At 61.7% G+C, this 13,877-nt stretch carries 13 protein-coding genes; 7 read left to right on the forward strand and 6 right to left on the reverse strand.

What is annotated here, in order from left to right; genetic code table 11:
• The coding region (locus tag RMO23_RS11000) for a RidA family protein (RefSeq protein WP_309681395.1) at positions 1–189 on the forward strand (189 nt) is incomplete at its 5' end.
• A 182-nt stretch (positions 190–371) separates the two neighbouring features.
• On the opposite strand, the gene RMO23_RS11005 is transcribed toward RMO23_RS11000, so the two are convergent.
• The 6 genes from RMO23_RS11005 to RMO23_RS11030 all read right to left on the reverse strand — a co-directional run bounded on the left by RMO23_RS11005 (position 372) and on the right by RMO23_RS11030 (position 7,806).
• On the reverse strand, positions 372–1,880 hold the full coding sequence (locus RMO23_RS11005; RefSeq protein WP_309681397.1) for a 3-hydroxyacyl-CoA dehydrogenase: 1,509 nt from the start codon (positions 1,878–1,880) through the stop codon (positions 372–374).
• Positions 1,877–2,149, reverse strand: a complete 273-nt coding sequence (locus tag RMO23_RS11010) for a hypothetical protein (RefSeq protein ID WP_309681399.1) — start codon at positions 2,147–2,149, stop codon at positions 1,877–1,879. The genes RMO23_RS11005 and RMO23_RS11010 overlap by 4 nt, the downstream gene beginning before the upstream one ends.
• Before the next feature lie 51 nt (positions 2,150–2,200).
• On the reverse strand, positions 2,201–3,472 hold the full coding sequence (gene boxA / locus RMO23_RS11015) for a benzoyl-CoA 2,3-epoxidase subunit BoxA (protein ID WP_309681401.1): 1,272 nt from the start codon (positions 3,470–3,472) through the stop codon (positions 2,201–2,203).
• Between the two features lie 82 nt (positions 3,473–3,554).
• Positions 3,555–4,982 (reverse strand): benzoyl-CoA 2,3-epoxidase subunit BoxB, encoded by a 1,428-nt coding sequence (boxB, locus tag RMO23_RS11020; protein ID WP_309681403.1) that lies wholly within the window; start codon positions 4,980–4,982, stop codon positions 3,555–3,557.
• A gap of 81 nt (positions 4,983–5,063) precedes the next feature.
• On the reverse strand, positions 5,064–6,722 hold the full coding sequence (gene boxC, locus RMO23_RS11025; protein WP_309681405.1) for a 2,3-epoxybenzoyl-CoA dihydrolase: 1,659 nt from the start codon (positions 6,720–6,722) through the stop codon (positions 5,064–5,066).
• An 88-nt stretch (positions 6,723–6,810) separates the two neighbouring features.
• Positions 6,811–7,806, reverse strand: a complete 996-nt coding sequence (locus RMO23_RS11030; RefSeq protein ID WP_309681407.1) for a helix-turn-helix transcriptional regulator — start codon at positions 7,804–7,806, stop codon at positions 6,811–6,813.
• A gap of 87 nt (positions 7,807–7,893) precedes the next feature.
• Between RMO23_RS11030 and RMO23_RS11035 the strand changes: the two genes are divergently transcribed.
• The 6 genes from RMO23_RS11035 to RMO23_RS11060 all read left to right on the forward strand — a co-directional run.
• Positions 7,894–8,358, forward strand: a complete 465-nt coding sequence (locus tag RMO23_RS11035; protein ID WP_309681409.1) for a DUF4863 family protein — start codon at positions 7,894–7,896, stop codon at positions 8,356–8,358.
• A gap of 18 nt (positions 8,359–8,376) precedes the next feature.
• Complete coding sequence (locus tag RMO23_RS11040; RefSeq protein WP_309681411.1) at positions 8,377–9,933, forward strand: 3,4-dehydroadipyl-CoA semialdehyde dehydrogenase; 1,557 nt, start codon at positions 8,377–8,379, stop codon at positions 9,931–9,933.
• Positions 9,934–9,972: 39 nt separating this feature from the next.
• The gene (locus tag RMO23_RS11045) at positions 9,973–11,553 is read left to right on the forward strand and encodes a benzoate-CoA ligase family protein (protein ID WP_309681413.1); all 1,581 of its coding nucleotides are present in this window, start codon (positions 9,973–9,975) and stop codon (positions 11,551–11,553) included.
• Between the two features lie 76 nt (positions 11,554–11,629).
• Entirely contained in the window at positions 11,630–12,484 is an 855-nt protein-coding gene (locus RMO23_RS11050; protein WP_309681415.1) for an alpha/beta hydrolase, read from the forward strand.
• Positions 12,481–13,650 carry an ABC transporter substrate-binding protein gene (locus tag RMO23_RS11055; RefSeq protein ID WP_309681417.1) on the forward strand — a complete coding sequence of 390 codons (1,170 nt, stop codon included), beginning with the start codon at positions 12,481–12,483 and terminating at the stop codon, positions 13,648–13,650. The genes RMO23_RS11050 and RMO23_RS11055 overlap by 4 nt, the downstream gene beginning before the upstream one ends.
• A gap of 6 nt (positions 13,651–13,656) precedes the next feature.
• Positions 13,657–13,877, forward strand: a 221-nt coding sequence (locus RMO23_RS11060) for an ABC transporter permease subunit (RefSeq protein ID WP_405041596.1), incomplete at its 3' end; no start/stop codon positions are given.

Here is a 13,877-nt window from a genome sequence, read left to right on the forward strand (position 1 = left end):
CACATGGTGCGCATGACCTGGTATGTGGTGGACCGCAACGAGTATGTTGCCAGGCTGAAAGAGGTGGGAGGCGTTTACCGCGAAGTCATGGGGAAAAACTTCCCGGCCATGACCTGCGTTGCGGTTGCGGCTCTGGTCGAAGCACGCGCCCAGGTCGAAATCGAGGTTACTGCGGTGATCCCCGACTGATTTTCAGGCAATCCGATGCGGCCTGACTCACTTCCGAGCTTGCTTCGCCCAAACCGCGCCAAGGGCCGCATGGCCTTGGGCATCCATGGCGGGCCTGCCGCCCTTGGGGCCGAACACCCGCTAGGCCACGCCGTCGTCGCCTATCTCCGCATGCAGGTTCGGCGCGATGTCGATTCTGCGGCTCATTGCACACCCTCCTGCCAGGCCCGTTGCCGCAGCCAGGGGCTGACGCGGTAGCGCTCACCACGGTAGTGCGCGTCCAGCGCGTCTAGCCATCTGACGACGGTGCGGGCATCCCACTGCGCCAGCCACTCAAAAGGCCCGGACGGATAGTTGACGCCCAGTTTCATTGCCGCATCGGCCCCTTGCGGCGTGCACACCCCTTGCTGCACCGCATCGGCCGCTTCGTTGATCAGCATCGCGACGGTGCGGGCAAGCACCAGCGCTGGCGCATCGGCCATGCGCTGCGGGCTAAAACCCAGCGCCTGCAACCAGGCTGCGGCTGCGGCGCACCAGCCATCGGAAGCGCGCGAAGACGGTGCCCAGGCCAGTGCGATGCCGACTCCCTTGGACAGCGGCAGGTCAAACACGGCCACTTCGGCGCCCAGCTGCGAGGCCGGTCTGCCGTCGGTCAGCCGCAGTTGCGCACCATCCACCGCCAGCCCGACCCAATCGCTGTTTTCATCACGCACAAACGCGCGGCCCGCCTGCGCCAGCGCAGTAGCCAAGCGCTCGGCCACCGGCCCCACCCCCCACACGCACAACGCTTGCGCCGCTGGCAGTGGGGTCGGCTCGAAAGCGGTGTTCGCGGCTTTGACCGAGGCCACGGCGTAATCGTAGAAACCACGGCCTGATTTTCGGCCCAGCAGCCCGCCATCGACCAGCTCGCGCTGCACCCGTGAAGGCGCAAAGCGTTTGTCGTAGAAATTGGCCTCGTAGACCGCGCTGGTCACTGAAAAATTGGTGTCATGGCCAATCAAATCCATCAGCTCGCAAGCCCCCATGCGAAAGCCCGCCCCACGCAGGCAGGCATCGAGCATGGCGGGCGTGGCGGCCTGCTCCTGCAGCAGCGCCAGCGTTTCGGCGTAAAAGGGTCTAGCGATGCGGTTGACGATGAAACCCGGCGTCGAGCGCGCATGCACCGGCACCTTGCCCCAGACTTTGGACAAATCAAAAATGGCCGCAGCCACTGCCGGATCGGTCTGCAGGCCTGACACCACCTCAATTAGCTTCATCAAGGGCACCGGATTAAAGAAGTGCATACCGACCAGCCGCCCCGGATGCTGCAGGCCATTGGCAATGGCCGTGATCGAGATCGACGAGGTGTTGGAGGCAAGCACGCAATCTGCGGCCACGATGGCTTCAAGCTGCGTGAACAGCCTACGTTTAACGTCGAGTTGTTCGACAACGGCTTCGACCACCAGCCGTGCCGCAGCGGCCGCGTCGAGCGAGGCGATGGCTTCGATACGCGACAGCGTTTGCGTCACGCCTTGCGCCGTGAGCTTGCCCTTGGTGACCAGTGCATCCAGGCTCTTGGCGAGTTGGGTCTTGGCCTCACTGGCCGCGCCTTCGCGGGCATCGTAGAGCATCACGGTATGGCCGGCCTGCGCCGCCACCTGCGCGATACCGACCCCCATGACACCGGCACCCACCACCAGCAATGGCACCTCATTAAGCTTGGCTGTCATCATTGCGGAATCCAGTTTGTGGGGCGCTTGGCCAAAAATGCGATGAAACCTTCGCGGGGCTTCTGCTGTGCCGCGCACGCGGCTAATGGTTTGTGCGGCCAACTCGCGCACTTCGCTGGCAATCGGCCCGACCTGGCATCAGCGGCTAACTGCGCAAAGACCGAGTCCATCCCGGCGATCATGGCCTCGTCGAAGGCATTGAGCACCGCCGGGCGGGACATGGTTATCTGGGCCGCGACAGGGGCACGCGGCGAAATCGTCACATTTTTCATTGCAGTGCCGAGGGGTGGTCTGGTAGATTGATTGATGGGTTGGCGGCTTGCTCAATAAGTTTCAAGATGCAGCCGGCCTTCTTTTTTCAGAGCCGCGCCCACGGTATCCCACGACAGGCCGGCCTGCTGCGCCGCATCGCGCAAGGCCAGCACCACGCCGTCTTCCATGCTTTTCAGTCCACACACATAGAAGTAGGTGTTGGGGTCTTTCAGCAAAGCGCCAATATCGGCAGCCCGCTCGCGCATTGCATCCTGCACGTAGCGCTTGGGTTGCTCTGGCGTGCGCGAGAAGGCGAAGTTGATATCAATAAAATCCTTGGGCAGGCTTTGCAGCGGCCCGAAATAGGGCAACTCTTCCTTGGTGCGTGCGCCGAAGAACAGCATCAGCTTGCCGCCCTCAAACTTGCCCGAATGGCGAAGCCGCCGACGCCATTCGGTCATGGCGCGCATGGGCGCACTGCCCGTGCCGGTGCAAATCATCACGATGTTCGATCGCGGGTGGTTCGGCATCAGGAAGCTGGAGCCGAACGGGCCTATCACCTGCACCTTGTCGCCGACCTGCAGATCACACATGTAGTTGGACCCGACACCGCGCACCGGATTGCCCTGGTGGTCTTGCAATACGCGCTTGATGGTGAACGACACGTTGTTGTAGCCGGGCCGCTCACCGTTGCGCGGGCTGGCAATCGAGTACTGCCTGGCATGATGCGGTTTGCCCATTTCATCGTTGCCCGGAGGCAAAACGCCTATCGACTGGCCTTCCAGCACGGGGAAGGGCATGCTGCCAAAGTCGAGCACGATGTGGTGGGTGTCGTATTCCTTGCCCACTTCGGTGACGCGCACATTGCCCACCACGGTGGCTGTGGTCGGGGCTTTCGGGCCGTGCAGATTGGTGTAGGCATGCGCGGCTGACCACGGCGGCAGGGTGGCGCCGTAGGCTGAAGAATTGAACACGGCGTCACCGCTCACGGCGGCGGTGGGCGCAGGCTGAACCGGCATGGCGGGAACGTCGTCCGGGCTGCTGATGCCGGCATCAACCAGCTGCTCGGCGGTCCATTCTGCGGGCAGCTCGTCCCAGGTCAGCTGTTCGGCAGGCGTATAGGCCTTGAGGCGCGGCATCGTGCGCCAGTTGTCGATGGAGCCGGTCGGGCACGGGGAGATACAAGCCATGCACAGATTGCATTTTTCGGCATCGACGACATAGTTGCGTGAGTCGTGTGTGATGGCCTGGACCGGGCAGATAGCTTCGCAGGTATTACAGCGAATGCATATCTCGGGGTCGATAAGGTGCTGCTGGATGGCGATGCTGCTGACCGTGATCATGGACTTGTCTCCTTTATTGCTGATGCATTGCGCACAAGGGGCCACAGAGGCCCCTTGCTCGCAATGCCGCGCTTGCAGTCTGTCAGTTGAAGCGAACGTACTCGAAGTCGGCGGGCTGGCGGTTGATGCCCATGACCGGTGGCGCGATCCAGTTGGCAAATTTTCCTGGCTCGACCACGCGGCCCATGAGCGAGGCAACAAAGGCGCGGTCTTGCCTGCTGGGCAGCCAGCTATCAACATTGGCGTTCCATTCGGCGTCGGACACCACACGGCCATCTGGCGACACCTTGACACCTGACAGCGCGCCGATATTGCGGTGAAAAGCCTTGTGCGGCACCCGGAGTTTGACGGGAATTCCCGCTTTTTCAAGCACGCGGTTCCAGCGCTCGACACCGGCCACCGAGTCCTTGATATAGTCGTCGCGCAGCACTTCATTGAGCGCGTTGAGCATCGGCACCTCTTTCTCCACCAGTTGGCCATCGCGTGCTTCGAGCACCTTGTAGGTCTGACCCTTGAGCACATGGTCATCCACGCGCTTGCCTTCCTCGTAGCGGCCTTTCAGGCCGGTGCTGTAGAAAGTGGCCGCATTGCTGGACTCATCGGCACCAAACAGGTCGATCGTGACGCTGTAGTGAAAGTTGATATAGCGCTGGATGGTCGGCAGATCAATCACACCGGCGGCGCGCAGCCAGTTGGCATCGTCGGTCTTGAGCTCGTTCATGACCTGCGCTGTGCGCTGGATAACGCGCGAAATGCCGCTTTCGCCCACAACCATGTGGTGCGCTTCCTCGGTCAGCATGAACTTGGTGGTACGGGCCAGGGGTTCGAAGGCGCTTTCGGCCAACGCGCAAAGCTGGAACTTGCCATCACGGTCGGTGAAATAGGTGAACATGAAAAAACTCAGCCAGTCCGGCGTGGCTTCGTTGAAGGCACCGAGGATGCGCGGGTTGTTCTCATCGCCACTGCGGCGCACCAGCAGTGCATCGGCTTCTTCGCGGCCGTCGCGCCCGAAATGCTTGTGCAGCAGGTACACCATGGCCCACAGGTGGCGGCCTTCCTCGACGTTGATCTGGTACAGATTGCGCAAGTCGTACATGCTGGGGGCGGTCAGCCCCAGGAGACGCTGCTGCTCTACCGAGGCCGGCTCGGTGTCGCCCTGCGTGACGATGATGCGGCGCAGGTTGGCGCGGTATTCGCCAGGAACATCGTTCCAGACTTTTTCACCCTTGTGATCGCCAAAGTGAATGGTACGGTCGTTATCGCCGGGGTTGAGGAAGATGCCCCAGCGGTAGTCGCGCATCTTGACATGGCCAAACTGGGCCCAGCCCTGCGGGTCCACGCTGACGGCTGTCCGCAGGTAAACGTCTGAGTTGGTCGAGCCTTCGGGGCCAATGTCGTCCCACCAGTTGATGAAGTTGGGTTGCCACTGCTCGAGCGCGCGCTGAAGCGTGCGGTCTTCGCTGAGGTTGACGTTGTTAGGAATCTTGTCGCTGTAGTTGATGCTTGACATGTTTAACTCCAATAAATACATCTAAACGGTTGAGGACAGAGCTGGCTCACAACGCGCAACTGCGGTCTGTCCCGCAAAAATTCATACTCGGTTCCAGTCGAAGGCGGCTTTGTCGCCTTTCCCGTAGACTTTCAATGCCCCTTTTTCGCCGACAGCGTTGGGACGCTGGAAAATCCAGTTCTGCCAGGCGGTGAGCCGCCCGAAGACGCGGGTGAACATGTTCTCGGGCCCGTTGAAGCGCAGGTTGGCCTCCATGCCGGTGAGGGCATCCGGCGACATGGCCACGCGCTCCTCGACGGCGATGCGTACTTCGTCGGCCCAGTCGATATCATCAGGGTTCGACGTGACCAAACCAAGGGCGAACGCAGCGTCGGCATCGAGTGCCTGACCAATCTTGGCGCGTACCGCATCCAGCGCGGGTTGTTCGTCGTAGAAACGGCGGCCCAGGCGGCTCTGGTCCGTGACCATGGGGTACAGGCTGAAGTTGATCTCGCCCACGGTGATCTTTGGTGCGCCGGACTCGTCGTCCGGCAGCGCCAGGTGGTAGCTGCGGTCACAGGCCAGGGCCAGCTCAAGGAACGTGCCGGCAAAACAAGAGCCCGGCTCGATCAGCGCGAACAGGCTGCGCGAGGACACGTCCAGACGGCTGAAGGTGCGGCGCAGCAAGCCAATGGTTTCACGCACCAGCCAGTGGTTTTGATGCGCCAGCAATGTGGCATCCATCGCCAACACTGCAGCCGGATCGCCTTGGGTTTTGATCAACCAGGTGCCAATGTCCAGCTCGTTGGTGCGCATTTGCAGGATGGCATCTTCCAGCTCGCGCGCCATCTGCAGCGGATACCAGGCGGCACCGGCGGCTTCAATGCCAGCGATGTCGGTGGGTTGCGCGCCGGTTGGCCCCTTGACGGTCCAGCTCGCGGTACGCTTGGCGCGGTCGATTTCGACCGTCACGTTCGGGTAGCGCAGAGCGTCGGCCTCGATCGTGCACGCCACCGGCGGCAACATGACACCCTTGCCATCGGCCGGCCGGTCGCTCTTGGCGGCCAGCTCGAGCGCCCGCTCGCGGACCTTCTGGGCAAAGGCCTGCGGCTTGGCGATATCGTCCACCAGGCGCCAGTCCTTGGCCTTCTGGCCGCGCACGCCCTCGACACTGGTGCAGAACAGGTCGGCCAGATCGTGCCGCACATGTTTCTTGTCGGTTACCCGCGTCAGGCCACCGGTTCCGGGTAGCACGCCCAGCAGCGGCACCTCGGGCAGGCTCACCGCGCTGGAGCGGTCATCAACGAGGATGATTTCATCGCAAGCCAGCGCCAGCTCATAACCACCACCGGCACAGGCCCCATTGACGGCGGCAAGGAACTTCAGGCCGCTGAACCTGGAGGAGTCTTCCAGGCCGTTGCGGGTCTCATTGGTAAATTTGCAGAAATTGACCTTCCAGGAATGGCTGCTGACGCCCAGCATGAAGATGTTGGCACCCGAGCAGAACACCTTCTCCTTGGCACTGGTGACCACCACCGTGCGCACTTCCGGATGCTCGAAGCGAATGCGGTTGATCGCATCGTTCAGCTCAATATCGACGCCAAGGTCGTAGCTGTTGAGCTTGAGCTTGTAGCCCGGTCGCAAGCCGGCGTTTTCGTCAAAGTCGGCCGTCAGCGTGGCGACAGGACCCTCAAACTTTAGCGCCCAGTGTTTATAGCGGTCAGGGTTAGTTTGGTAGTTAACACGAGTGTCGTTGCTCACATCATCTCCTTAAAATAAGCAAAATAGTGCATGAAATGAAATCTATGCACGAATAATAATGCCTACGACAGAAAAGTGTCAAGCATTTTTATGCATGTTTATCTATTTTTTGAACGGGAAGTTGAATGGCATGGCGAACCAGCTCGCGCAGCGCAACAGAGGTAGGCAGCAAGGGCTGCGCGCTGGTGTTCAGGGCGAACTCCGCCTTGGAATAAAAAGGAGCTCGCCCCGCGAGAATGTCTTTCAGGTCTTCCATGGCCTCTTTACTGTTGGCCATGGGGCGGAGATCTCCCTGCTCCATCACCCGTTGCATGTGGTCTTCGGGGCTGGCCTGCAGCCAGACCGTCGTGCAATGGCTTAATAGAAGATTAAACGTCGCCGGATCCGATACCAGTCCGCCCGGCGTTGCAATCACCGCCTCAGGGTAGATCTGGATCGCCTCCTCCAGTGCGCGCCGCTCGTAGCGGCGGTAGGCGTTCATGCCGTAGAGCGCCTGGATCTCTGAAACACTGCAGCCAGCGAACTTTTCGATTTCCCGGCTCAGTTCAACAAACGGGAAGCCCAGGTCTTCGGCCAATAGCTGTCCCAGCGATGACTTGCCAGCACCCCGCAGTCCAACCAACGCGATACGTGGACTGCGCAGGGTATTGCCTCCGCCCGTACCCAGCATTTCACCGATGGAAATACGCACACGCCTCAGCGAAGCATCATCACGCTGCTCAAGAAGCTCCCGGATCATCAACCACTCGGGCGAGGTGGTGGTGCGGTCGCCAATGATTTCGGCCAAAGAGCACTGAAGCGCACCGGCCACCTGGAGCAGCACCAGTATCGAAGCGTTGCCCAGGCCGTACTCCAGGTTGGCCAAATGGCGCTCGGACACATCAGCGGCTATCGCCACGGCTTTACGGGTTAGCCCCCGGCGCGCGCGCAAGGCTCCCACGCGCTTGCCTAATGCGACCAGAAAAGGGTTCTTGCCCTCCGCTGTCGCTCCGTCTACCAGCCTGACAGCGGTGTTAACGGGCTCCAAGCCAGAGGCCACATCACTAAGTGTTAACCCTGACTTATGCAATATATTGCTTGACATGACATTTTCAAGGATTTATTGTTCGTGCTGCACAATAATTCATATTACACCAGAACGCAAGCTGAGTGCAACCACGGAGATAGGCACATGTCACCCGCACACTTTCACGAAAATATTGCTGAACTCACGATTCAACTGCTTGGGCGTCCTCTCGATGCCGGCCTGCAAGCGTGGCTGAATGCCGAACACGGCCCCGGTAGTATCACCTACGACCGCCTGAAACAAGCCTGCGAAACCGGGGTCGCGGAGGGCTGGCTGTGTGACCGCGAAGGCGGCGGCATCCGCTACGGCCGTATCTTCAAACCCTCCGCCGACCTGCACGGTTTCTCGGTCGACGTGGTCGACATGACAAACATTGCCGGGCCGCACCACAGCCACCCGAATGGCGAGATCGACCTGATCATGCCGGTCGAAGGTAACGCGCAGTTTGATGGCCATCCGGCCGGCTGGCTGGTCTGCCCACCGGGCAGCGCACACCGGCCCACCGTATCCAACGGCCGCGCGCTTGTGCTTTACCTGCTGCCCGAAGGCCGCATTGAATTCACCCGCTAAAGAACCCCACACCTCACCATGACCCAACTCCTTTCCAACTTCCTCGGCGGCCGCTGGCAGGCCGGTAACGGCGGCGGCACGCCCCTGTTCGACCCGACCCTCGGCACCGAGCTGGTCCGCGTGGACGCCACCGGGCTTGATCTCGCGGCAGGCTTTGCGTTTGCACGCGAGCAAGGACGCGCAGCGCTGCAGCGCCTGACCTACCGCGAGCGCGCCTCGATGCTGGCCGCCGCCGTCAAGCTGCTGCAGGCAAACCGCGATGCCTACTATGACATCGCGACCGCCAACAGCGGCACCGTCAAAAACGACTCGGCGGTGGACATCGACGGTGGCATCTTCACGCTCGGCAACTACACAAAACTCGGCGAATCGCTGGGCGATCGCCGCTTCCTGCTCGACGGCGAGATGACGCGGCTGGGCAAGGAAGACCTGTTCCAGTCGCAACATGTTCTGACGCCCACGCGAGGCATCGCACTTTTCATTAACGCCTTCAATTTCCCGAGCTGGGGACTGTGGGAAAAGGCGGCGCCGGCTCTGCTGTCTGGCGTTCCGGTGATCGTCAAACCTGCCACCACCACAGCCTGGCTGACCCAGCGCATGGTACGGGATGTGGTCGAAGCCGGCATCTTCCCGCCCGGCGCACTGTCGGTCGTGTGCGGCAGCTCTGCAGGCCTGATGGACGCGCTGCAGCCCTTTGACATGGTGTCGTTCACCGGATCAGCAGAAACAGCGGCCGTGATCCGCTCGCATCCTGCCGTGACGCAACGCTCGGTGCGCGTCAACATCGAAGCCGACAGCGTCAACTCAGCCCTGTTGCTGCCCGGCGAAGCCGCCGGCAGTGCCGCCTTCGATTTGCTGACCAGGGAAGTGGTGCGCGAGATGACGGTGAAGTCGGGCCAGAAATGCACGGCGATTCGCCGCGTCTTCGTCCCCGAGGCCTTGTATGGCCCGGTGGCCGAGGCGATCGCCGCGCGCCTGGCCAAAACCGTTGTGGGCAACCCACGCAATGAAACGGTTCGCATGGGCGCACTGGTCAACCGCGCACAGCTTGCCAGCGTCCGCGAAGGCCTGGCCCATCTGCAAACACAGGCTGAGCTGTTGCACGATGGCAGAGCGCACGCGCTGGTGGATGCCGACCCCGCCGTGGCATGCTGCGTCGGGCCCACGCTGTTGGGTGCCCGTGATGCAGATAACGCCGACCGCATTCACGACCTCGAAGTCTTTGGCCCGGTGGCCACACTGATGCCTTATCGCCATTCCGCAGGCGATATCGCCCACGCGTTGGCCTTGGTACGCCGGGGTCAGGGCTCGCTGGTGGCCTCGCTCTACGGCAGCGACCCGGCCGCGCTGGCCGCGACCGCGCTGGAACTGGCCGACAGCCATGGCCGCGTGCATGTGATCTCGCCCGATGTGGCGCAATTGCACACCGGCCATGGCAATGTGATGCCGCAGTCGCTGCACGGCGGCCCCGGGCGCGCAGGCGGCGGTGAGGAACTGGGCGGCATCCGCGCGCTGAATTTCTACCACCGCCGCAGTGCGGTGCAAGCCAGCACCGCCGTGCTGGCAGCCCTTTAAGCACCGCCACACCGGCCTGCAAAAATCAAGGAGACAAACTTGACCGCCACTACTTCCGTCGCGCCGCCCGGCGCACGCTTTAACTTTGCCCAACACTTGATAGGGCGCAACCTGGCCCGACCCGCCAAGCCCGCCTACATTGACGACCAGGGCAGCCTGAGCTATGGCGATCTGGCCGAGCGCATCCGCCGCATGGCGGCAGCGCTGCTGGCTTCCGGCGTGCGCCGGGAAGAGCGCGTGCTGCTGCTGATGCACGACTGCAGCGACTGGCCGGTGAGCTTTCTGGGTGCCCTGTACGCCGGCATCGTGCCGGTGGCTGTCAACACCCTGCTCACCGCCGACGACTACGCCTATATGCTGCAACACAGCCGGGCCCAGGCGGCCATCGTGTCCGAGGCCTTGTTGCCCACGCTGCAGGCGGCCATGGCCCAAGGTGGCCACGAGCTCAAGACCGTGATCGTCTCACGTCCGGACGCGCTCTTGCCCGAGGGCGCCGCGGCATTCGACACGTGGATCGCACAACACGCGCCACTGGCCGAGCCGGCGGACACCAGCCCGGACGATCCCGGCTTCTGGCTCTATTCCTCCGGCTCCACCGGCAGGCCCAAAGGCACGCTGCACAGCCATGGCAATCCCTACTGGACCGCCGAGCTCTATGGCACGCCGGTGCTCGGCCTCACCGAACATGATGTCTGCTTCTCGGCGGCCAAGCTTTTCTTTGCCTACGGCCTGGGCAATGCCTTGAGTTTCCCCTTGAGCGTGGGTGCCACCACGATCCTGATGGCCGAACGACCCACACCGGAGGCCACCTTCAAACGCTGGCGGGGCGAGGTGGGCGGCACGCGTCCAACGGCATTCTTCGGTGCGCCCACCGGTTTTGCCGGCATGCTGGCCTCGCCTGCGCTGCCGGCTAAAAAAGACACCGCGCTGCGCCTGGTCTCCTCTGCTGGCGAAGCCTTGCCCAGCGAACTGGGCGAGCGATTCACTGCCCACTTCGGCGTCGAGATCATCGACGGCCTGGGTTCGACCGAAATGCTTCATATTTTCCTGTCCAACCGACCGGGTCAGGTGCGCTACGGCACCACGGGCTGGCCGGTGCCAGGGTATGAAGTCGAGCTGCGGGACGACGACGGCCGCCCGGTGCCGGATGGCGAAATCGGAGACCTCTACATCCACGGCCCAAGTTCGGCACTCATGTACTGGGGCAACCGTGAGAAGTCGCGCGAGACCTTTCAGGGTGCGTGGACCAAAAGTGGCGACAAATACGTGCGCAACGCTGATGGCACCTACACCTACTCGGGCCGCAGCGACGACATGCTCAAGGTCAGCGGCATCTACGTGTCGCCGTTCGAAGTTGAGGCCACGCTGGTACAGCACCCAGCGGTGCTGGAATGTGCAGTGATCGGCAAGGAAGATGAAAAGGGCTTGACCAAGACAAAGGCCTTTGTGGTTGTCAAACCGGGTCATCAAGTCGACGAGGCCACGCTGCAGGCCTTCGTCAAGCAGCGGCTCGCGCCCTACAAGTATCCGCGCTTCATCGAATTCATGACCGAATTGCCGAAAACAGCAACGGGAAAAATCCAGCGTTTTCGCTTGCGGGAACTGGAGCGCAAGGCATGAGCGCAGCGCAGAACCGCTCCAAGCAAGCGAACATCCCCTCGGGGGGTAGCCCGGCAGCGCCGGGCGTGGGGGCCTCATGAGCGCCATCGAATTCGTCGACATCGACTGGCAGGGTCGTCATGTCCGGATAGAGCATCAATGGATAGGGCCTGAGCGGCGCGATCGTCCTCTCGTCGTGTTTTTGCACGAAGGGCTGGGATCAGTCGCCATGTGGAAGGACTTTCCCCAGGCGCTGTGTGATGCGGCCCATGTTCGCGGCCTGGTGTACTCGCGCCCCGGCTATGGCCGCTCGACGCCGCGTGCAGCCGCTGAGCGCTGGAGCGCCAACTTCATGCACGCACAAGCGCACGAGGTGCTGCCCGCGTTGCTTGAAGCGCTGTACGTCAAGGAAAAACCCTGGCTGTTGGGCCACAGCGATGGCGGATCCATCGCCCTGCTTTATGCATCGCGCTTTCCAAACGCTGCGGCGGGTTTGGTCGTTGTCGCTCCACACCTGATGGTTGAAGAGTATGGCTTGGCAAGCATACGCACAGCGCGTGAAGCCTATGCCACGACAGACCTGAAAGAAAAACTGGCGCGCTACCACGAGGATGTCGATTCAGCCTTCAAAGGTTGGAACGACATCTGGCTAGACCCCAGCTTTCGCACCTGGACCATCGAGGCTGAGCTGCCTGCCATCACTTGCCCGATTCTTGCCGTGCAAGGGGTGGACGACGAATACGGAACGCTGGAACATATTCATGGTATCGCTCGCCGTCTGCCACAGACACAGCTGCTTGAACTCGCTGGATGCGGGCATTCACCCCATCGCGATCAACCTGCAGCCTTGATCCGCGCCGTCCAAGAATTCATTGATCAACACGCGCTCGCTGGTGCCTCTGCAGCATCGTCCTTCATTCCACCCCTTTCCCCAACGGAGACATTCCTTTGAAAAACTTTTCGGCCTCTTCCCTCCTGACCCTTTCTTGCGCCTTGCTCGCGGCCTCAACCGCCCAGGCGCAGAGCAGCGACACCATCAAAGTCGGGCTGATGTTGCCCTATACCGGCACCTTTGCCCAGCTCGGCGTGGCCATCGAAAACGGCTTCAAGCTGTTTGTGCAAGAACAAGGCGGCGCGCTCGCAGGAAAAAAGATCGAGTTCTTCAAGGTGGACGATGAGTCCGAGCCGTCCAAGGGCATCGAGAACGCCAACAAGCTGGTTCAGCGCGACAAGGTCGATGTGTTGATCGGCACCGTGCACTCCGGTGTTGCCATGGGCATGGCCAAGGTCGCCAGAGACACCAAAACCCTGCTCATCATTCCGAATGCAGGGGCAGACGCGATCACGGGGGCTTTGTGCGCTCCAAACATCTTTCGCACCTCGTTCACCAATTGGCAACCGGCCTACGCCATGGGACTGGTGGCCGCCGAACGCAAACACAAGAGCGCCGTCACCATCACCTGGAAGTATGCGGCGGGCGAGGAGTCGGTCAAGGGCTTCAAGGAAGGCTTTGAGGCCAAAGGCGGCAAGGTCACCAAGGAGCTGAGCGTGCCGTTCCCAACCGTCGAATTCCAGGCCTTACTGGCTGAAATTGCGGCGGCCAAACCAGACGCCGTCTACACGTTTTTTGCCGGCGCGGGTGCCGTCAAGTTTGTCAAAGACTACGCCGCCGCTGGCCTTAAGGACAAGATTCCTCTTTACGGTGCCGGCTTTTTGACCGATGGCACGCTTGATGCGCAGGGCGACGCAGCGTCAGGCCTGCTCACCACACTGCACTATGCCGATGGCCTCGACACGCCAAAAGACCGCTCGTTCCGCCTCAGCTATGCCAAGACCTACAAGCTGCAGCCGGACGTGTATGCGGTCCAGGGTTACGACGCGGCTCAAATGCTGGCTGCGGGGCTGAAGGCCGCTGGCGGTGACTTCAGCAAGCGCGAGGCGCTCATCAAGGGTATGGAGCTTGCAAAAATCGACAGCCCGCGCGGCGCGTTCACCCTATCAAAAGCACACAACCCGGTGCAGGACATCTACTTGCGCAAAGTCGAGAACAAGGAAAACAAAATGGTCAGCGTCGCCGCCAAGGGCTTGGCCGATCCCGCGCGCGGTTGCCGAATGTAATTTGACATGACGTTTGCCAACTTCCTCATCCAGCTGCTCAACAGCGTGCAGTACGGCCTGCTGCTGTTCATGCTGGCCGCCGGCCTGACCCTGATCTTCGGCATCATGGGCGTGGTCAACCTGGCCCATGGCAGCTTTTACATGCTGGGCGCCTACCTGGCCTGGTCGCTCAGCGCGCAGCTGGGCAGCCTGGCATTGGCCATTATTTTGGGCGCCGTGCTCTCGGT

Source organism: Polaromonas sp. (genome assembly GCF_031411155.1).
Classification (GTDB): domain Bacteria; phylum Pseudomonadota; class Gammaproteobacteria; order Burkholderiales; family Burkholderiaceae_C; genus Polaromonas.